Consider the following 19,580-nt stretch of genomic DNA (forward strand, 5'->3'; position numbering starts at 1 on the left):
GGCCCGGTGCGGGCCTTAGCCCACCGACCCTTCCAGAGAGATCGCCACCAACTGCTGCGCTTCCATGGCGAATTCCATCGGCAGGGCTTGCAGCACCTCCTTGGCGAAGCCGTTGACGATCAGGGCCACGGCCTCTTCCTCGTCCATGCCGCGCGACTGGCAGTAGAACATCTGGTCGTCGTCCACCTTCGACGTCGTTGCCTCATGCTCCACGCGGGACGAGTTATTCTTCACCTCGATATAAGGCACCGTGTGCGCCCCGCATTTGTCACCAATCAGAAGGCTGTCGCACTGGGTATAGTTGCGGCTGTCCTTGGCCTTCGGGTGCATCGACACGAGCCCCCGGTAAGTATTCTGCGCCTTGCCCGCAGAAATACCCTTGGAGACGATGCGCGATTTCGTGCGCTTGCCCAGATGCACCATCTTGGTGCCGGTGTCGGCCTGCTGCATGTTGTTGGCAATGGCGATGGAGTAGAACTCGCCCTGAGAGTCATCCCCCCGCAGGATACAGCTGGGGTACTTCCACGTCACGGCCGAGCCGGTCTCGACCTGCGTCCACATCACCTTGGACCGATCACCCCGGCAATCGGCGCGTTTGGTCACGAAGTTGTAGATGCCGCCCTTGCCGTTCTCGTCACCGGGATACCAGTTCTGAACAGTGGAATACTTGATCTCCGCATCTTCCAGCAAGACCAGCTCCACCACCGCCGCGTGCAATTGGTGCGTGTCGCGCATTGGCGCGGTGCAACCCTCAAGGTAGGAGACGTAGCTTTCCTTGTCGGCGATAATCAGCGTCCGCTCGAACTGGCCGGTGTTTTCGGCGTTGATCCGGAAGTAGGTGGACAGCTCCATCGGGCAGCGCACGCCCGGCGGGATGTAGACAAACGACCCGTCCGAGAAAACTGCACTGTTGAGCGTCGCAAAGAAGTTGTCGGTGATCGGCACGACCGAGCCGAGGTACTTCTTCACCAGATCCGGATGGTCCTTGATCGCCTCGGAGATCGAGCAGAAGATCACGCCTTTGGCTTTCAGCTCTGCCTGGAACGTTGTCCCGACAGAGACCGAGTCAAAGACCGCATCCACGGCAACCTTACGGCCTTCCGCCGGCGCATCTTCCGCCCCTTCGACACCGGCAAGGATCATCTGCTCCTTCAACGGAATACCGAGTTTCTTGTAAGTTTCCAACAACTTGGGATCGACCTCGTCCAAGGATTTGGGCTTGGTCTCCATGCTTTTGGGACGGGCATAGTAATATTGGCCCTGATAATCGATGGCGGGGTAATCCACCATCGCCCACTCCGGCTCTTTCATCTGCTTCCAGCGTTTGAACGCTTGCAGGCGCCAGTCGAGCATCCATTCGGGCTCTTCGTTCTTTTCCGAGATCAGGCGCACAATGTCTTCGTTCACGCCGATGGGCGCATAGTCCATCTCGATCTCAGTGTTCCAGCCGTATTTATACGCCCCGCCAAGACCTTTGACCGCATCGACCGTTTCCTGATCGACACCTTCCTTGACCTGAACTTCATCCATATCCAACGCGCTCATCCTGCACCTCCAAACGCCCGCCTCAACGGGCGAATTTCTTGTCCCGAGCGGCCAGCCACGCATCGCAAAATGCCGCGACCTGCCCCTCTGTCACTTCGGGCCCAAGCGATACGCGCAACGCGCTTCCCGCCTCGACCTCGGAATATCCCATCGCGCGTAATACGCCCGACATCTTCACTTTGCCGCTGGAACACGCCGAGCCCGCAGAAACCGCAAACCCCGCCAAGTCCATCGCCATCACTTGCGTCTCGCCCTTCCACCCCTCGGTGATAAACATCGAGGTGTTGGGCAAGCGTGCCGCGCCTTTCCCGACTAAAATAGTCGATTTCGCCGCGTCTTCCAGAGTCTTTTCTAGAAATATTCTAAGTTTGTCCACCGGCTCCCACAATCCGTCGGCCAAATCGCGTGCGGCAGCCTCTGCAGCAGCCCCAAAACCGGCGATCCCAATCAGGTTCTCGGTCCCGTGGCGACGGCCACTTTCTTGCCCGCCACCGCGGATCTGCGCCTGCACATCCAGACCACGCCGCATCACCAACGCCCCAACGCCTTTGGGGCCACCGACCTTGTGCGACGACACAAAAACCATATCAATGCCCGCCCAATCAAAGGCCAAAGGCACCTTGCCAAAGCCCTGCGTCCAGTCACTGACCGCCAAACCCTCCGGCAAATCCTGCAAAATCCCGGTCTCGGAATTGGCCACCTGCACACTGGACCGGGACGGCTCCCCAATCACAACCCGCCCCTGCGCACTCACGTCCAACGGCCCCTCGCCCCAGGCGCGCACCGCATCATGCTCCACTTCTGCGCAGGCCAGCCCGCGACCGGCCATCGCCAGCGCCGCCGCCTCCGTCGCACCCGACACAAACACCACATCGGCCGCCAAGGCACCCAAAGCTTCCGCCACCTGCGCCCTTGCCCGCTCCAACATGGCCTTCGCCGCCCGCCCCTCTTGATGCACGGACGAGGGGTTTCCGACCAAATCCATCGCCGCCCCCATCGCCGCGCGCGCCTCCGGGCGCAGGGGCGCCGTGGCGTTCCAGTCGAGGTAACTGCGCACTCTCATAAAACTCTCCGGTCAGCACTCTGGGCTGGCTTCATCTTGGCCAATACAACTCACTCCAACACCAGCCGCACACAATGCCGCCCGCGTTTCAGCGCTATCGCTTACTCATCCACCAATTCGAACAGGTTCGGCACCGCGGGACAGGGCGACAATTCATTCTTCACCACGTCCGACAACCTTGTTTGGTGCAAGAACACGTAGACATGGGCCGAAAAGCCTTCCCACAACCGGTTCGTCAGGCTTTGGGCGCGGCTCCCCGATGCCTTGCTCGATGCGCCCGCTCCCTGATGCATCGCGCTCACCGTTTCATCCACGGCCTCAAAGATCTGGACCACGCGAATATCCGATGCCGCCCGACCCAAGCGATAGCCGCCCCCTGGGCCGCGCACCGATACGACCAACTCGGCCCGGCGCAACTTTACGAACAATTGTTCCAGATACGGCAAGCTCACGCCCTGTCGCTTCGACAGTTCCGATAGCGATGTGGGCCGGTCGCCCTCTTGCAACGCCAGATCAACCATCGCCACCATCGCGTAGCGGCCCTTTGTACTCAGTTTCATCCCATCGCTCCTGCCACAGGCCCCGCAATCGGCACGCACACGTGCTTGAATGATTGACCTTTTCGCGCCCCGCCCTTAACTGCGATGCAACCTTTGCGCGGTTAACCAGCCGCGCTCACATTGGAATCGTTCTAGGGAGGCCCGCGCGGCCCGTCAAGAAAACCGCGCCATTCCTCCCGAGAGCACACGATACGAGTAGGAGACGTGGATGCCCGAGGTAATTTTCCCCGGACCAGAAGGCCGGCTAGAAGGCCGCTACCACCCGCAAAAGGCAAAAGACGCGCCTATCGCGATCATCCTGCACCCGCACCCGCAGTTCGGCGGCACGATGAACAACCGTGTCGTGTATAACCTGCACTACGCCTATCATCAGATGGGCTTCACGGTTCTGCGTTTCAACTTCCGTGGTGTGGGCCGGTCTCAGGGCGAATACGATCAGGGTATTGGCGAGCTGTCCGATGCCGCCTCCGCGCTGGATTACCTGCAATCCATGAACCCCAATTCCAAGCACTGCTGGGTTGCGGGCTTCTCCTTTGGGGCATGGATCGGGATGCAACTGCTGATGCGTCGCCCCGAGATCACTGGGTTCATCTCGGTCTCTCCCCCTGCGAACATGTACGACTTCTCGTTCCTCGCGCCCTGCCCGGCCTCGGGCTTGATGATTAACGGCACGGCTGACCGCGTTGCGAAACCGCAAGATACCCGCATCCTTGTGGACAAGCTGCACGAGCAGAAGGGCATCACCATTACCCACGAGGAGATGGAAGGCGCGGGACACTTCTTCGAGGATCCCTACATGGACCCGATGATCGAAACTGTTCAAACCTACGTGCGTCGTCGCCTGACGGAAAACACACGGTAAATTCCATGGGCCTTGCCAACGACCTTGCCGAGAAACTCGCAATCGACGCCTGTGCGGCGGCGATTGCCTTGGATGATGAAACGCTGCCGGAAACCATCGCTCAGGTCGTCGGCGCGTCTTCTCCCACCACCGAAGAACTCTACCGAACCGCCGTACGCGTGATCCAGGCCGAGGCTCGGGCCCGCAAAGTTCTTGAGGCGAAGATCAAGGCGGCCGAGGCCGCGCTTTCAGGCCAGTAACGCCTTCGCGTGGCGGTCGACCTTTTTCCCTATAATCAGCTGCCCCTTTTGCCGTTTTGCAAAGTTGCAAACCCGCGCCGCGCGACCTTCTTTTGATTTGCTTAATGTAGCACCACCCGCTTGCGACCGTCGTCATTCCGTTTCGTGATGCCACCCGGCTTCCCGCGACACCGCGTCGCCAGTATACCACGGTATACGCCCTTCCCCACCGCGCGTTGTTCCGCTACACGGACCGCAACACACAAACACGCGCAGAGGGCCGTTCCATGACAACTCCTGACATCATCTACACCAAAGTCGACGAAGCGCCCGAGCTGGCCTCGGCCTCGCTGCTTCCGATCATCCAACGCTTCGCCAAGGCAGCCGACATCACCGTCGGCACCAAGGACATCAGCCTTGCGGGCCGCATCCTCGCGACTTTCCCTGAAAACCTGACCGACGATCAGCGCATTTCCGATGATCTGGCCGCTTTGGGTGAACTGGTTAAGACCGCGTCGGCCAACGTGGTGAAGCTGCCCAACATCTCGGCCTCTGTGCCGCAGCTTGTGGCCGCAATTACCGAGCTTCAGGGAAAGGGATTTAACATCCCCAACTATCCGGAAACCCCTGAAACGGATGCAGAAAAAGAGATCCGCGCCCGTTATGACGGGATCAAGGGTTCCGCCGTGAACCCGGTTCTGCGCGAAGGAAACTCGGACCGTCGCGCCGCCACCGCGGTCAAGAACTACGCCCAGAACAACCCCCACCGCATGGGCGCCTGGAGCGCCGATAGCAAAACCCGCGTGGCCTCCATGTCGGGTGGTGACTTCTTTTCGAACGAGACGTCCGTAACGCTGGCCGAGGATACGACAGCGAAGATCGTCCTGGAAACCGCGAACGGTGAAACAGTTCTGAAAGACGGCCTCTCCTACCCCGCAGGAACCGTGCTGGACGCAACCTACATGAGTGCGAGCGCGCTTGATGCCTTCCTCGCTGACGAGATCGAAAAAACCAAGGCCGAGGGCATCTTGTTCTCGCTGCACATGAAAGCAACGATGATGAAGGTCTCGGACCCGATCATCTTCGGCCATGCGGTTCGCGCCTTCCTGGCACCGGTTTTTGAGGCCCACGGCGACAAGATGGCCGAGTTGGGCGTGAACCCGAACCAAGGCTTGGGCGATCTGCTGGCACGTGTGAAAGACGACGCCGAGAACATGGCCGCGATTGACGCCTGCATGGCAGAGCGTCCGCCGATGTATATGGTCGATAGCGACAAGGGCATCACCAACCTTCACGTCTCCTCTGACGTGATCATCGACGCTTCCATGCCCGCGCTGATCCGCGCTGGCGGCAAGGGTTGGGGCCCCGATGGGCAAGAGGACGACGCCGTTTGCGTCATCCCCGACAACTCCTACGCCCCCGTCTATGACGAGAGCATCGCGTTCTTTAAAGAAAATGGCGCGTTGGACCCGGCCACTGCAGGCACGGTGCAAAACCTTGGCTTGATGGCACAGAAGGCCGAGGAATACGGCTCTCACCCCACCACGTTCGAGATTGCCGAGGCCGGTACCGTCAAGATGATCGCCTCCGACGGCACAGTGCTTCATTCCCACGATGTGCAGGCGGGCGATATCTGGCGCTCGGCCTCGGCGCGCAAGGCGCCGATCGAGGATTGGGTTGCGCTGGCGATTGCCCGGCAGAAAGCCACCGGGTTCCGCTCCATCTTCTGGCTGGATGCCAACCGCGCCCATGACGCTCAGTTGATCCAATACGTGAAGCCCCTGCTGGAAGCCGCTGGTGTTGCTGACAAATTTGAGATCATGGCCCCACGCGAAGCAACACGCGCCTCGCTGGAGACGATCACCAAGGGGGAAAACACCATCGCCATCACCGGCAACGTGCTGCGCGATTACCTGACCGACCTGTTCCCGATCCTGGAACTGGCGACATCGGCCAAAATGCTGTCGATCGTGAAACTGATGCAGGGCGGCGGATTGTTTGAAACCGGCGCGGGCGGCTCTGCCCCCAAGCACGTTCAGCAGCTCCACAGCGAAGGCCACCTGCGGTGGGACAGCTTGGGTGAGTTCTGCGCCTTGGGCGAGTCCTTCAATTTCCTTGCCGATGCCAAGGGCAACGCCAAAGCGCGGGTTCTCGGCGACGCAGTTGATGCGGCGACCCAAGGCATCCTGGACGACAACCGCTCGCCCGGTCGCAAGGTCGGCCAGCCCGACAACCGCGACAGCCATTACTGGTTTGCCCGTTACTGGGCCGAGGCGCTAGCCGCCCAAACCACGGACGCCGAGATGGCCGCAGAATTCGCACCCATCGCCAAGGCACTGGCCGAGGGTGAAGCCGCGATCATCGCAGAACTGGACGCAACCGAAGGGTCCGAGGCCGACACGGGCGGCTACTACCTGAACGATCCGGTCAAGCTGGCCGCCGTCATGCGCCCCTCCGCGACGCTGAACGCGATCATCGACTAAACGCCGACGTGCATCGCCGGGCCTCTGCTCGGCGATGCCGCTTTTAGCATTTGGCAAGACTTTGCTGCCAAAAATGCGGCTGAATAGGGCGGACACGCCTTCTGCTGTGCCGAAGATGCGAAGCTACGGCCTGTAGGCTTGATTCAGCGTGGCTTGGTTGTTCTAAGCATCTCAACAGACCCTCCTCCGAAGGACATGGCTCAATGACCAAGATCAAAGTTGATAATCCCATCGTTGAGATGGACGGCGATGAAATGACGCGCATCATCTGGCAGTTCATCAAAGACAAGCTGATCCTGCCCTACCTCGACATTGATCTGCTTTATTACGATCTCAGCATCGAAAGCCGCGATGCCACCGACGATCAGATCACCATTGATGCCGCTGAAAAGACCAAAGAAGTGGGCGTAGCGGTCAAATGCGCCACGATCACCCCCGATGAAGCGCGGGTGGAAGAGTTCGGGCTGAAGAAGATGTGGAAATCGCCCAACGGGACGATCCGCAACATTCTGGGCGGCGTGATCTTCCGGCAGCCGATCATCTGCAAGAACGTCCCCCGCCTTGTGCCGGGTTGGACGCAGCCAATTGTGGTGGGCCGCCATGCCTTTGGCGACCAGTACAAAGCGACAGACATGAAATTCCCCGGTGCGGGCACGCTGACGATGAAATTCGTCGGCGAAGATGGCACCGAGATTGAGCATGAGGTCTACAAGGCCGACAGCGCGGGCGTCTTCATGTCGATGTATAACGTCGACAAATCCATCTACGATTTCGCGCGAGCGTCTTTGAACTACGGCCTCAACCTTGGCTGGCCGGTGTATCTCTCCACCAAGAATACCATTTTGAAACAATATGATGGCCGCTTTCTGGAAATCTTCCAGGAGGTCTTCGATAACGAGTTCAAAGAAGCGTTCGAAGAAAAGGGCATCTGGTACGAACATCGCCTGATCGACGATATGGTTGCTTGTGCGATCAAGTGGAACGGCGGCTTTGTGTGGGCCTGCAAGAACTACGACGGCGACGTGCAGTCCGACGTGGTGGCGCAGGGTTTCGGGTCGCTTGGGATGATGGCGTCGCAGCTGATGACGCCCGATGGCAAGATCGTGGAATCCGAGGCCGCCCACGGCACAGTGACGCGCCACTTCCGCAACCATCAGGAAGGCAAGGCCACGTCTACGAACTCGATCGCCTCGATTTACGCGTGGACAGGCGGGCTGAAGCACCGCGCCAAGCTGGACGACAACGCCAAACTGCTGGAGTTCGCCGAAACGTTGGAGCGGGTGATCGTGGAGACGGTGGAAGCCGGGCACATGACCAAAGACCTCGCGCTGTTGGTGGGGCCGGATCAAAGCTGGCTCACCACCATGGGCTTTCTTGAGAAGATTGACGAGAACCTGAACGCCGCCTTGGCGGGTTAATCAGACGAACACGACCCCGAAGACCGCCAAACCCGGCGGTCTTCGTTTGTGTGGAAGGATTTGACAGAGCAACGGTTGTGCGGGTCAAGTGGGGCCTCATTTTCTTGAAGGATTTCCCATGCAAACCTACGACGTCATTCTGTCCCCCAGTCCGACCGCAACCCATCCGCCTTTTGTGACAATGCGCGCGCCCGCCGGGCTGTATGAGCTGACCGCGACCAGGGGCGGCACAGACGACTACATGGCGTGGACACCAAGGTACAAAGGCACATGGCAGACCGGTTTTTCCGTGATGAGCGATGGCTTCTCGGACACCTCGTCAACGGTGCTGAGGGCGCATTCGGCCCAATGGCCGACACCGGAGCAAGCGGTTCAAAACCCCGCGTCTCTTTGTTTTGAGCTGGACCGATGGCGCATCTTAACGTTTTTCATCAACGACAGCTATCGCGACAACAGCGGCGGCGTGACCATTCGGGTTAACTACGACGCGCGCGCCCCCTCAGCCTAATCCGGAGCCTTCCATGACCTCACCTCAATTCGCGACCTACCCCAGCCTCAACGGCGCCTCTGTCATTATCACCGGCGGCGCGTCGGGCATTGGCGCGGGCATGGTTCGCGCCTTTGCGGAACAGGGCGCGAAGGTGGGGTTTGTGGACCTGGACGAAACCGCAGGGACGGCCATCGCGGCAGAGACAGGCGCGGCCTTTGCGGCGTGCGATCTGCGCGACATCGAAGCCTTGCGGGCCGCCTTCGCCAAGCTGGTAGAGGTGAACGGCCCGGCAGAGGTCTTGGTCAACAACGCCGCCCGCGATGACCGCCACGAATGGGACGAGGTCACGCCCGAATACTGGGACGACCGCCAAGCCACCAACCTGCGCCATCAGTTCTTCGCCATCCAAGCCGTCGCCCCCGCGATGATCGCGGCGGGCAAAGGCTCGATCATCAACATGGGGTCCAATTCGTGGTGGGAGGCAGGCGGCGGCTTTCCCGCCTATGCCACGGCCAAATCGGCGGCCCACGGGCTGACCCGCACCATGGCCCGCGATCTGGGGCGGCACCGCATCAGGGTCAACACCATCGTTCCCGGCTGGATCATGACCGAGCGGCAGAAAGAGCTGTGGGTGACGGAAGAGGCGCTGCAATCGCAACTCAACCGCCAGTGCCTGCCGGACCCGATTGACCCGATCTATGTGGTGCGCATGGCGCTGTTCCTGGCCTCCGACGACGCGGCCATGTGCTCGGCCCATAACTACATGGTCGAGGCGGGCTCCATCTAGGCCACTTGGCGGATTTCCAGCGGCTGAATGTCCACCGTTGTCCCCTCAAACACCGCGCCGTGACCGGGGGGTAGTTCGGTCCAACCGCCCTGCCCGACTTCCAGCGGCTCTGACACCACAGCCCACCCGTTGCGGCTTTCGCTCCAGCGGTAATAGACCGAGGGCGCGATGTGGTCGGACGACAGGCGCAGGGCGAAAAGTCTTTTTCCATCGCTCCACGCGGCAGAGCTGCGCAGATGCGGTGTGGTTCCTTGGGCCAGCGACATCGCCTCCAGGGTGCAATGCGCGGCAAGCATCGCGCCCATGGGGTCGGCATCCAAAGCGCCTTCCAGCGCATAGAGGAACAGCAACTCGCTGTCCGTGGCCCCTTTCCGGTGCGAGTATAGCCGATCTGACACGCCCATATCCGCGTGCCTGCGGAACCGGTCAAAGCCCCCGACCTGGCCATTGTGCATGAAGCTCCACCGACCATGGGCAAAGGGGTGGCAGTTGTTGCGGCTGGTCGCCGCCCCGGTCGAGGCCCGCACATGGGCCAGAAATGCACCGCTTTTAACCGTGCGCGCCAAGGATGCGAGGTTCGGGTCCGACCATGCCGGGAACACGTCCCGATAAAGCCCCGGCTCCGCCCGGTCCCCATACCAAGCCACGCCAAACCCATCGGCATTGATTGCCGTCTTGCATTCCGTTGCGGCGCGGCTCTGGGTGATCAGAGAATGGCCCGGACTGGTTAATAATTCCTCAAGATAGATCGCCTCGCCCAGATAGGCGGCCCAACGGCACATTCACGCGCCTCGGTTGTGGGTCTTGGCATACATCTCGGCGATCAACTTGCTGGCGGTCTTTTCAAACAGGCAAGGGATCAGCGCGTGGACCGCGGCAGCACCGGCGGCGGCAAATAGTTTAACGCTGAACTTTCCGGCGAAAGCCATATGCTCAAGATAGCTTTCGTCAACGTCTGCGGGATGGTCGAGGAATACGCGGCGGATCATGGTCTGCTCCTGTTGGTGAGTGTTTTTTGCAGATTGCCACAGGAGACGTGTGCAAAGCTCCCAAAAATTCGGCAGCTTGTCGGTGACTTGTGGAAAATTTCCCACTATGAGAGGGTTATGATAAGTCTTGACCCAATGGACGCGAAGATACTCGCCCGTTTGCAACAGCGCTGCGATGAACCGCTAGAGGAACTTGGCCAGCACGTCGGCCTGTCCCGCAACGCCGTGTGGCGACGGGTGAAGGCGCTGGAGGATCGGGGCGTTCTGACCGGCCGCGTCGCCGTGGTGGACCCTGCCGCCGTAGGTCTTGGACTGATGGTGTTTATTCAAGTCCGCGCAGCGCATCATTCCGCCGATTGGCTGGATCAATTTCGCCGCGCCGTGCGTGCCATGCCCGAGATCTTGGGTGTCTACCGCATGACCGGCGATCTGGACTATCTAATCCGCGCGCGCGTCGCGGACATGGCCGATTATGACAAGCTATATCAACGCCTTATCGCCCGGATTGAAATGGGCGATGTCTCGGCCAGCTTCGTCATGGAGGAGTTGAAGGAGGGCAGCGCCCTCCCCCTTTGACCCTGCCATTCAGGCATTCACATCCACGACCACACGGCCCCGAACGCCGCCTTTCAGGATGGCGCGGCCAAGCTCTGGCAAGTCGGCGAGCGTGGCGGGCTCCACCATTGCTTCCAGCTTGTCCATCGGCAGGTCTTTGGCAATCGCCGCCCACGCGCGGACGCGGTTTTCATAGGGCTGCATGACCGAGTCTATGCCCAGAAGGTTCACGCCACGCAGAAGGAACGGAATCACCGTCGCCGGAAGCCCCGCGCCACCTGCAAGACCGACGGCAGAAACCGAAGCGCCATATTTCATCTGTCCCAGAACCCGCGCCAGCATGTCGCCCCCCACGGCATCCACGCAACCGGCCCATGTTTCGGCCTCCAGCGGGCGCTTGGTGGTCTCGTTCAGCTCCTCTCGGGCGACGATGCGGGCGGCACCAAGGGATTTGAGGTAATCCCCCGTCTCGGGCCGCCCCGTGACTGCTGCAACCTCGTGCCCGCGAGCCGCAAGGATCGCCGTGGCGACAGAGCCTACGCCGCCGGCCGCGCCCGTCACCAAAACCTCGCCATTTCCAGTGGTTAGGCCGTGATCTTCCAGCGCCATCACGGCCAACATCGCAGTGAACCCAGCGGTCCCCACGGCCATTGCCTGACGTGTTGTCAGACCATCCGGCAAAGGTACGAGCCAATCGGCATTCACGCGGGCCTTTTGGGAATAGCCGCCCCAGTGCATTTCGCCCACGCGCCAACCGGTCAGCACCACCTTGTCGCCGACAGAATAACGTGCGTCGTCAGAGGCTTCCACGGTGCCGCTCAAGTCGATGCCCGGCACGTGCGGGTAATTGCGGACCAGACCGCCACCGGGGCCGACGCAAAGGCCGTCCTTGTAGTTGAGGGTGGAATACTCCACCGCGACTGTCACATTGCCGTCGGGCAGCCGATCTTCAGTGATGGCTTGGACCGAGGCGCTGGTCTTGCCCTCATCATTCTTTTCTACGATCAAAGCGTTGAACGTCATTGCGTCACTCCTTTATGTATCACTTTAAGATTGCGCCGTAATGGCCTGCAATCAAATCCAAAAACCGTCGCGCACTTCGGCTGGCATTAACCCATTCGGGGTCAGCACATGCAACTGCGTCCCCGCGTCCCAATGGGTCATGCGGACCATGCCAATCGCCACGCCTTCCTGGAAATCCGGGCTATAGGCGGCAGAGGTCACTTGCCCCACGCGCTTCTTTCCAGCCATCAGCGGCCAAACCCGGTCGCATGGCGGAAGGGTATCGGTATCAATTGCTATGGGGCGGATTTGCTGCACCGGCCCCTCTTTCGCCACCCGCAACAGCGCGTCGCGGCCGATGCAACCCACCGCAGTGGCCGTGTTGCAGAATTTGCCGAGGCCGCATTCGTGGGGGGTGTTGTCATCGGTCATGTCGTTGCCGAAGCTAAGCAAGCCGCCCTCGATCCGCTCAATCCCGTTGGGGCATCCGGCGTGAACATCCAGATCGCGCCCCGCCTCCATCAGCGCGTTCCAAAGGGGCATTCCGATATCCCAGCCCTCAACGTAAATCTCGAACCCGCCCTGCTTGGAGTAGCCCGACCGCGCGACAACAATGTCGTGGCCCTGAAATTCGAACCAACCAAAGCGGAAGAAGCGGATATCACGCACGGCGTCGCCAAAGACATGGGCCATCAGCGCATCCGCCTGAGGGCCCTGCACCGCAAGCGGAGAGACATCGGGTTCGTCCACCAGAACATCCAAGCGGTAGCCCTGTGCCACGCCCTTGACCCAATACAGAAGGTCACTGTCCGCGATGGAGATCCACCAGCGATCCTCGGCCAGCTTCAACAAGACCGGATCGTTCAGCATCCCCCCTGTCTCGTCCACCACAGGCATGTAGTAGCATTGCCCCGGCAGCATGCCGCGCAGGTCCCGGGGCGTGAGCATTTGCACCAAGCGCCCTGCATCGGGGCCGCGAATTTCAACCTGACGTTCCACCGATACGTCCCACAGCTGCACGGCAGATTTCAGGTGGTGGTAATCCTCTTCCACCGACCGGAACACCGTGGGCAGAAGCATACGGTTATAAACGGTGTAGGCTTTGCAGCCGCTGGCCTCGACCCCGTCGGAAAACGGGGTACGACGCAGACGGCGCGACGGAGAGATCAGGGCCATGTGAGGGTCTCCTTACCTTGGCGTGTGAGGGGAAGTGGCGTTACAATTGCCGGAAACAACCCAAGGGATATTTACATGAAACGAATTGCATTCGCGGCGCTGTCGGTGCTGGCCACGACCTCTATTGCCACGGCCCAGGACATCGGCGCGGACCGCGTCGCCTCGGCCATTTTGCATGGGTATGTGCAGCAAGATGTAAACGCCATTGCGCCATTCTCGAACGAGACCAACGCGGAGTTCTTCAATGCCATCTCCAATGGCAGCGAGAGCCCGGCAGAGCTGTTCGAGGGCACCCGAGGGGCCGCGGGCCGCGGCTGGGACGGTATGATCTTGCCGGTCCGCTACAACACACGCGGCCAAGCTATCGTGCCCTTCGCCATCGAGGGCGCGAACGGCCCCGCCGCCCTTGGATCGGGCGTGCAAGGTCGCTACATGGCCATCGTTCTGACCCTCGACAGCCCCGAAGATACAAGCTGGGGCTTTGAGGATATCAACTACATCGGCCGCAGCGATTACGCGGCCATGGCACAGACCCGCTAAAGCCATTCCGGCACCTCGTCCGGCATGAACGGCAGATCGGTGTCCGTGGTTTTCACGCCGAGGCTGGTAAGCATCTGATGCACCTGGCCTCGGTGGTGGGTTTGGTGGTTGAACAACTGCATCACGCAAACCGCTTTGGGCATGGTGAAATCGCGCTGCATTGCGTCCGAGAACCAGCTGAAATCGCCCGCAAAATCGCTATCGTCAGTGGACCACGCCCAAGCCGCGATCCGCGCGTCAAGCTGGGGGCGTTGCGCCATCAGCGTGGGCCAATCATAGCCCCGCGACGTATCCATCGCCATGGTAGGCCCCGGCCCGCCATCAAAGCGCGAAATCCAGATGGTGTCGCCCCAAAACAGATGCGACAGGGTCGTGCGGATGCCGCCCCAAAATCCGCCCTGGTCTTGCTCGCGCCGCGCCTCGGTCAGGCCATCGGCGGCCTGATACATCCACTGGTTTTGCCACGCGTTGTAGCGGGCCATATAGCGGGCGTAGTCGGGGCTGATCACCGCTTGCCGCCCGCAGAGCCGGACCAGTCAATCGGACAAATCTCGGCGGATTTGCCGGAGAAATCCCACATCTTGCCGAAGTCCCGCACACGGGATTTGAGGCCCTTGGCCGCGATAATATCGGGGCCCATCCAGTATTTGGAGTTGGTAATCATCACCGGGTGATCGGGGTTGCCCCCATCAAGCATTTGGACCTCGCCCTGGATCTTCTTGCCGACAAACAGCCCACGTTTGTTGCCATCACGGGTGATCTCGACCTTCTCGCGTTCCGCATTCACGATGTCAGACACAAGAAGCGTGAACAGCCCCGTGGTGCCACCCGCCGCGCCCGAGAAGATCTCCAGCAGCCCTTGGTAAGCCTTGCCCGAGGCGCGATCGTCCACATAGGCCGCCACCTGCCAGCCGCCGTCCGCCATGCGGCCCGGGATATAGACCATCAGACCGACGTTGAGGCCCGACAGGTCTTCGCCCTCAAAATGGCCTTCATCAATGGCAATGCCCATCCACGCCTTGCAGTCACCCTCGGTCGGTTCGTGTTTGCCCAAGGATACGACACAGGGGCAGAATACGGTGCACGAGCAGTTTAGGATCAACTCGCCCTTGATCGCCCAATCGCGCGGCGTGATCTTGCGGCGTTTGGGGTTTTCCATCCGCTGATCAATGCGTTGACTGACGGCAAGACGGTCGGCGTCGGGTCGTTTCTTGAGGCTCATGGTGGTCTCCCTATCCAGCGATGAACGGATAGGCGAGCACGCCCAATCCGCCGATAATCAGTGCACCCCCAAGGGGCTTGGTTACATAATGCCCGATTTGGGGCAGTTTCTCGAGGACCATGAAAAGCGTGGCGAGGCCCATCCAGAGAAGGCTCATCATGCCGCCCACAAACCCCAGGGCCATGAAGCCCCAGCAGCAGCCCGCGCAGAACACGCCAAGGCCCATCCCCATACGGATGCCGCCCCGGAACCCGGTTTTCCAATGGCCGAGGAAGTAAGTCATGGGGGCGTGGCAGACGCCGTGGCAGACCTCTTTCGCGCGGGTGAACTGGAACGCGCCTACGGCGAGCAGAAGGCTACCGGCGATCCATGTGTTGGAGGCGATGCCCATCATATCAATCAGCCCCGCACGCAGCAGCAGGATCTGCGTGACAGCAAACAGCGCGGCGACCCCGATCCAGACGATGGAATAGCCAGCAAGCACCCCAAGCCATCCGGCCCGCGTCCCATCGGCCGAGGCGATCAGGCGGTCGTAGTTTGTCAGGGTTGGCACAAGGGTGGGCAACATCATCGCGGCCATCATGATCGACCACATGCCAAACAAGGGGCCGAAGCGGGTCATGGCCGACATATCCATGTTGCCCATATCCATATCGGCCATATCCATGCCTTCCATCGCCATGGGCATAGCCATCTCGCCTGCGGCGGGTGCCTCTTGTTCAACTGCGGCGGGTACCTCTTGTGCGCCTGCGGCGGGCGGGGAACCCTCCTCCATGCTCGGCATATCCATGCCGCCCATGTCCTCGGCGGCGCTCTGTGCCATGGGCATGTCCATCGCGGGGCGGCCGATCAGGTCGAGGCCCATGCCGGTGCTCATCTGGTACAAAACGACCCAAGACACCAAAATGACCGTGAAAAACCCAAGCCAGAGGGCGGATTTGATCGTGTGGGTCATGCGAAGACTCTCCCGCTTCTTCGTTGCCGCTGAGACGCACTTAGATACGGCGCGGCGAATCTACTTGCCCAAAGTGATGTCAGACAATTAAATGTCTGACAAATGAAAATCGACCCAAACAGCAAAGCCGACCTATCGGCGCAGATTGCCACGGCGATCCGGGATGCGATCATCTCGGGCGCGTTGATCGTGGACGAGCGCTTGCCGTCAGAGGCGGAACTGTCTGAAACCTTTAAGGTGTCTCGATCGACGGTGCGCGAGGCGCTGAAGCGGCTTGCAGCGCAATCGCTTATCCGCACACAACGGGGCGCCTTTGGCGGGGCTTTCGTGAACCGTCTGTCCTATGAGGACGCCTATGGCCAACATATCACCACTTCGACCCTGCTGTTGGGAATGAACGACGTGGCTTTCGACACTGCCTGCGAGGCGCGTTTTGCGTTGGAGCGGGCCTGCGCCGATCTGTCTGCCAAACGGCGCACGGCCGATCATCTGGCCACGATGCGGGTGGAGACGCTGCGCCAAGGGCAGCCGGGCCTGAGCGACGAGGCGTTTTGCGCCTCGGACGTGGCGTTTCACCGGGCCTTGGTGGACGGGGCCGACAATCCGGTGATGTCCTACCAACTGGCGGGCGCGGTGGAGGCGATGCAACCGTTGATGAACATGATCACCTTCACCGCCCGTAACCGCGAAGAGATCGTGCGCTTGCATACCTGCATCGCCGACGCGGCCGAAGCCCGCGACGGCACGGCGGTATCAGAGGCCTTGGCGAAGCTGGAAAGCTACACCAAGACCCTTGCGCAATCGGTCTTTGCCGCCCGCGCCCAAACCGCCGCCAAGTAAGTCCCGGCGCCGTCCCTGCAAAATGCTGCTTATTCCCTGAAATCGTGCGGCGTGATGCCTTCAAACGCTTGAGATTGCCTGTCCCCGGCCCTAATCTTTGCGGCAACCTTACATTCAAGGTCTCAACAGGGATGTCTACACAATGAAAAAAACTACCCTTCTCACCTCTGCAATCGCTCTGGCGTTTGCCTTGCCTGCCACGGCTCAGGACCTGACGGTCTTTGACTATTCGGGATTTGAGAACCCGTCTTTCCATCAACCTTTCGTGGATGCCCATGGCGCGCCGGAGTTTGTCTTCTTCGGCGACGAAGATGAAGCATTCCAACGGCTTCTGGCCGGGTTTCAGTCCGATGTAACCCACATTTGTGCGGGCTCCGTGCCGCGCTGGCAGGCCTCGGGCATTATTGAGGCGTGGGATACGGACCAGATCGCCGCATTCGCCACGTTGAACGCGGACCTTGTGGGCCAAGACGTTTTGGCGGGCAGCGAAGAGCTGTTCTTCTTGCCGACGGATTATGGCTCTACCGCTGTGGCGTACAACGCGGATGAGCTGTCGGCGGATGATGTGACCTCGCTTGAGATCTTCAACAACCCCGCCTATGCGGGCCGCCTGTCGATCCCCGACAACGTGGACGACGCCTATGCGCTGGCCTATCTGGCCACCGGCGTGACCGATTGGTCCGACGTGACCGACGCCGAGTTTGACGCCGCCACCGCTTGGCTGCGGGGCATTCACGGCAACCTGCGCACCTATTGGACGGACCCTGCCGAGATCAGCCAACTGGTTGGTTCCGGCGAAGTCCTGGCCGCCTGGGTCTGGAACGAAGTGCCGGTCGCAATGGCCGAAGAAGGCTTCAACGTCGGATTTTCGCGCAACACGACGGAAGGCTCCTCTGTGTGGCTTTGCGGCTATGTGAACATGGTCGAAGGCACCGCTGACGAGAGCTTGGCCTATGATTACGTGAACGCCGTGCTTTCCGACGCCTCCGCTGGTCCTTTGCTGAACGACGGGTTCGGCTCGGCCAATGACGCAGCCCTGCAAGCTTTGGGAACCGAAGCAATGGAAGCCGCAGGTCTGGGCGAAGTGACGGTGCCGGTTCTGGCGCAATTGCCAATTTCCAATGAACAGCGTGAGCGTCAAGCCGAAGCGTTCGAGCGGATCAAGGCGGGCTTCTAAAGCCCCCACTCCCACACAGTCCAAACAAAAAAAGGCGCCCCGGAAAGAACGGGGCGCCTTTAGTTTAAGGTCATTGCCGGTTTTGAGAGCAACCTAGTTGCTTCACCCCAACAGCATTAAAACCCGAGACCTTCACTCGTAAACTGCAAAGCACTCGCACCCAACACACTCGGTACAAAACACTCGGTACAAGACACTCGCTACAAAACACTCGGTACCAGAAGAGAGTGTCCCCCACAGTTACAACCATGACACGGGTAGCTGGCTGCACCTGTGGGGGCCGGAGCGCGATGCAAATTCTGGATTTCTCCAGGCACGCTTCCATCGCATCGCGTCCTCTCCTGTACGTGTATACATGAGTGGTTGTGTATGGCAACAGTATATTTACGCGTGTAAAGAACCGCTAGAGCGGAGAATTGGGACGCCAGAGGCGTGGCTACCCCGTAACAAGCGCGTGCAGCCACGCTTTTTGTGACCCGCTTTCAACGGCTTCCGAGAAATGAGTGCGCGCCAACGAAATCGCCTCATCGGCGGAAAGGCCCGCTTCCATCAATGTCCAGCACGCCATCAAACCACTGCGCCCTGCCCCGTATTGGCAGCTGAAGGCGATGGTGCCGTTGCCGCGCAAAAGGGCCTCACGCTCGGGGCGACGGGCCATCCATGCGGTCGTCAGTTCTTCGGAGGGGACAGAATAATCAGGGATGGGGTAGTAGATGATCGACATCCCCACCTCTGACGCGGTGGTTTCCAGTAATTGGAAGCCAACCTCGTCCAACTCGTCCGGTTCAACCATGACAAACAGGTCACGGGCACCTTGGGCGTAGAGTCCCATCAGTGTTTCACGGCACAGTTCCGGGGTAAAAAGCGCTGAACCGTCAAAGCCCGTTTCGAGGCCGGGAAAGCCCGTCATTGCGACTTTGCCTCCATAGGGATGGGGGATAACGGCCCGCATACTGCCCTGGAGGCGCGCGCTCGGGGTCGAGTCTGAACGCGGTGACGATTGAATATCTGACATTTTTAGTTGCTTTCGCTTGCTCCTGTATACAGATACGCCTATCCGAATGCAGTCGCAACGCAATCGCTCTAAGGATGGCTGAATTGTCAAAACACAACGCCGCGTCTATCGCAGATGCGCTGCGCAAGCGCATTTGCCTCGAACCGCCCACCGCCAGCCCGGTGTTGCATGAACAGGCGCTTGCTGAGGAGTTCAGCGTTTCACGTACTCCCGTGCGGCAGGCGTTGCAGCGTCTGGCCTATGAACGCTTGGTCGAAGTACGCTCGGGCGTGGGCACGGTGGTGTCGCCGCTGGATGAATCGCGCCGCGATCTCGACATCGAGCTTGCCTTTTCGCTGCTGCGGGTCGGTGCAGATATCGAGGGCGACAAGCCCCTGTCGGTTGAAGCAAACGCCTATATCGTTGCTTTGGAACGGCAGGTCAGCACCACCGAGGCCATTGACCTTGAAACCAACTTCAAGATCCGCGCCACCTCTCTGGCGGTAATTAGCCAGGAGATGTCCAGTGACATTCTGGCCGAGGCGTTGAAAGCCGCGCTGTGGCGTTTGTTCCGCTGGCGGATCGCAGAGGCGGCGCAATCGTCCGACGGCAAGGACAGCCGCCTACCCGAAGTGATGGAGCGCATGGCCAATGCCACCCGGATCGGCACCGTACGTGCGCTTTTGGAGGCACAACTGCCCTAA

22 protein-coding genes are annotated in these 19,580 nt (G+C 60.4%); 11 read left to right on the top strand and 11 right to left on the bottom strand.

The annotated features are described in order from the left end of the window. Positions 1 to 15 precede the first annotated feature (15 nt). From sufB to AADW23_RS13625, 3 genes are all read right to left on the bottom strand, one after another. Positions 16 to 1,545 carry a Fe-S cluster assembly protein SufB gene (gene sufB / locus AADW23_RS13615; RefSeq protein WP_341861487.1) on the bottom strand — a complete coding sequence of 510 codons (1,530 nt, stop codon included), beginning with the start codon at positions 1,543 to 1,545 and terminating at the stop codon, positions 16 to 18. A gap of 22 nt (positions 1,546 to 1,567) precedes the next feature. Further along, the gene (locus tag AADW23_RS13620) at positions 1,568 to 2,608 is read right to left on the bottom strand and encodes an aminotransferase class V-fold PLP-dependent enzyme (protein ID WP_341861488.1); all 1,041 of its coding nucleotides are present in this window, start codon (positions 2,606 to 2,608) and stop codon (positions 1,568 to 1,570) included. Positions 2,609 to 2,709: 101 nt separating this feature from the next. Next, complete coding sequence (locus AADW23_RS13625) at positions 2,710 to 3,168, bottom strand: Rrf2 family transcriptional regulator (RefSeq protein ID WP_341861489.1); 459 nt, start codon at positions 3,166 to 3,168, stop codon at positions 2,710 to 2,712. 208 nt (positions 3,169 to 3,376) lie between these two features. On the opposite strand from AADW23_RS13625, the gene AADW23_RS13630 reads away from it, so the two are divergent. From AADW23_RS13630 to AADW23_RS13655, 6 genes are all read left to right on the top strand, one after another. Next, complete coding sequence (locus AADW23_RS13630) at positions 3,377 to 4,030, top strand: alpha/beta hydrolase (RefSeq protein WP_341861490.1); 654 nt, start codon at positions 3,377 to 3,379, stop codon at positions 4,028 to 4,030. A 5-nt stretch (positions 4,031 to 4,035) separates the two neighbouring features. Next, on the top strand, positions 4,036 to 4,269 hold the full coding sequence (locus AADW23_RS13635; RefSeq protein WP_341861491.1) for a hypothetical protein: 234 nt from the start codon (positions 4,036 to 4,038) through the stop codon (positions 4,267 to 4,269). Positions 4,270 to 4,535: 266 nt separating this feature from the next. Next, entirely contained in the window at positions 4,536 to 6,731 is a 2,196-nt protein-coding gene (locus tag AADW23_RS13640) for an NADP-dependent isocitrate dehydrogenase (RefSeq protein ID WP_341861492.1), read from the top strand. Positions 6,732 to 6,934: 203 nt separating this feature from the next. Continuing rightward, positions 6,935 to 8,149 carry an NADP-dependent isocitrate dehydrogenase gene (locus tag AADW23_RS13645; protein WP_341861493.1) on the top strand — a complete coding sequence of 405 codons (1,215 nt, stop codon included), beginning with the start codon at positions 6,935 to 6,937 and terminating at the stop codon, positions 8,147 to 8,149. Positions 8,150 to 8,267: 118 nt separating this feature from the next. Continuing rightward, entirely contained in the window at positions 8,268 to 8,657 is a 390-nt protein-coding gene (locus tag AADW23_RS13650; RefSeq protein WP_341861494.1) for a hypothetical protein, read from the top strand. Positions 8,658 to 8,670: 13 nt separating this feature from the next. After that, positions 8,671 to 9,426: an SDR family oxidoreductase gene (locus AADW23_RS13655; protein WP_341861495.1), complete on the top strand. Its 756-nt coding sequence runs from the start codon at positions 8,671 to 8,673 to the stop codon at positions 9,424 to 9,426. On the opposite strand, the gene AADW23_RS13660 is transcribed toward AADW23_RS13655, so the two are convergent. Together AADW23_RS13660 and AADW23_RS13665 are read right to left on the bottom strand one after the other, a co-directional pair. Beyond that, the gene (locus AADW23_RS13660) at positions 9,423 to 10,208 is read right to left on the bottom strand and encodes a class II glutamine amidotransferase (protein ID WP_341861496.1); all 786 of its coding nucleotides are present in this window, start codon (positions 10,206 to 10,208) and stop codon (positions 9,423 to 9,425) included. The genes AADW23_RS13655 and AADW23_RS13660 overlap by 4 nt on opposite strands. Next, positions 10,209 to 10,415, bottom strand: a complete 207-nt coding sequence (locus tag AADW23_RS13665; RefSeq protein ID WP_341861497.1) for a DUF6356 family protein — start codon at positions 10,413 to 10,415, stop codon at positions 10,209 to 10,211. Between the two features lie 117 nt (positions 10,416 to 10,532). Between AADW23_RS13665 and AADW23_RS13670 the strand changes: the two genes are divergently transcribed. Continuing rightward, positions 10,533 to 10,991, top strand: a complete 459-nt coding sequence (locus AADW23_RS13670) for an Lrp/AsnC family transcriptional regulator (RefSeq protein ID WP_341861498.1) — start codon at positions 10,533 to 10,535, stop codon at positions 10,989 to 10,991. Between the two features lie 9 nt (positions 10,992 to 11,000). Here AADW23_RS13670 and acuI read toward each other — a convergent pair whose 3' ends face one another. Further along, on the bottom strand, positions 11,001 to 11,993 hold the full coding sequence (acuI, locus tag AADW23_RS13675; protein ID WP_341861499.1) for an acryloyl-CoA reductase: 993 nt from the start codon (positions 11,991 to 11,993) through the stop codon (positions 11,001 to 11,003). A 51-nt stretch (positions 11,994 to 12,044) separates the two neighbouring features. Then, positions 12,045 to 13,148, bottom strand: coding sequence for a dimethylsulfoniopropionate demethylase (locus AADW23_RS13680; protein WP_341861500.1), 1,104 nt, complete (start codon positions 13,146 to 13,148; stop codon positions 12,045 to 12,047). Between the two features lie 75 nt (positions 13,149 to 13,223). Between AADW23_RS13680 and AADW23_RS13685 the strand changes: the two genes are divergently transcribed. Continuing rightward, on the top strand, positions 13,224 to 13,688 hold the full coding sequence (locus AADW23_RS13685) for a hypothetical protein (RefSeq protein ID WP_341861501.1): 465 nt from the start codon (positions 13,224 to 13,226) through the stop codon (positions 13,686 to 13,688). Here AADW23_RS13685 and AADW23_RS13690 read toward each other — a convergent pair. From AADW23_RS13690 to AADW23_RS13700, 3 genes are read right to left on the bottom strand one after another with little or no spacing between them, the layout of a single operon-like run. Then, positions 13,685 to 14,197, bottom strand: coding sequence for a DinB family protein (locus tag AADW23_RS13690; RefSeq protein ID WP_341861502.1), 513 nt, complete (start codon positions 14,195 to 14,197; stop codon positions 13,685 to 13,687). The two genes, AADW23_RS13685 and AADW23_RS13690, sit on opposite strands and share 4 nt — an antisense overlap. After that, the gene (locus AADW23_RS13695) at positions 14,194 to 14,910 is read right to left on the bottom strand and encodes a DUF1326 domain-containing protein (protein ID WP_341861503.1); all 717 of its coding nucleotides are present in this window, start codon (positions 14,908 to 14,910) and stop codon (positions 14,194 to 14,196) included. The genes AADW23_RS13690 and AADW23_RS13695 overlap by 4 nt, the downstream gene beginning before the upstream one ends. A 10-nt stretch (positions 14,911 to 14,920) precedes the next feature. Next, entirely contained in the window at positions 14,921 to 15,865 is a 945-nt protein-coding gene (locus tag AADW23_RS13700) for a DUF2182 domain-containing protein (protein ID WP_341861504.1), read from the bottom strand. A 102-nt stretch (positions 15,866 to 15,967) separates the two neighbouring features. On the opposite strand from AADW23_RS13700, the gene AADW23_RS13705 reads away from it, so the two are divergent. Continuing rightward, positions 15,968 to 16,705 (top strand): GntR family transcriptional regulator, encoded by a 738-nt coding sequence (locus AADW23_RS13705; RefSeq protein WP_341861505.1) that lies wholly within the window; start codon positions 15,968 to 15,970, stop codon positions 16,703 to 16,705. Between the two features lie 142 nt (positions 16,706 to 16,847). After that, positions 16,848 to 17,882 (top strand): extracellular solute-binding protein, encoded by a 1,035-nt coding sequence (locus AADW23_RS13710; RefSeq protein WP_341861506.1) that lies wholly within the window; start codon positions 16,848 to 16,850, stop codon positions 17,880 to 17,882. 436 nt (positions 17,883 to 18,318) lie between these two features. Here the strand turns inward: AADW23_RS13710 and AADW23_RS13715 are convergent, their stop codons facing one another. Then, positions 18,319 to 18,792 carry a hypothetical protein gene (locus tag AADW23_RS13715; protein ID WP_341861507.1) on the bottom strand — a complete coding sequence of 158 codons (474 nt, stop codon included), beginning with the start codon at positions 18,790 to 18,792 and terminating at the stop codon, positions 18,319 to 18,321. A gap of 188 nt (positions 18,793 to 18,980) precedes the next feature. On the opposite strand from AADW23_RS13715, the gene AADW23_RS13720 reads away from it, so the two are divergent. Then, on the top strand, positions 18,981 to 19,580 hold the full coding sequence (locus AADW23_RS13720; RefSeq protein WP_341861508.1) for a GntR family transcriptional regulator: 600 nt from the start codon (positions 18,981 to 18,983) through the stop codon (positions 19,578 to 19,580).

Source organism: Gymnodinialimonas sp. 57CJ19, from assembly GCF_038396845.1.
In the GTDB taxonomy this organism is placed as follows: Bacteria; Pseudomonadota; Alphaproteobacteria; order Rhodobacterales; family Rhodobacteraceae; genus Gymnodinialimonas.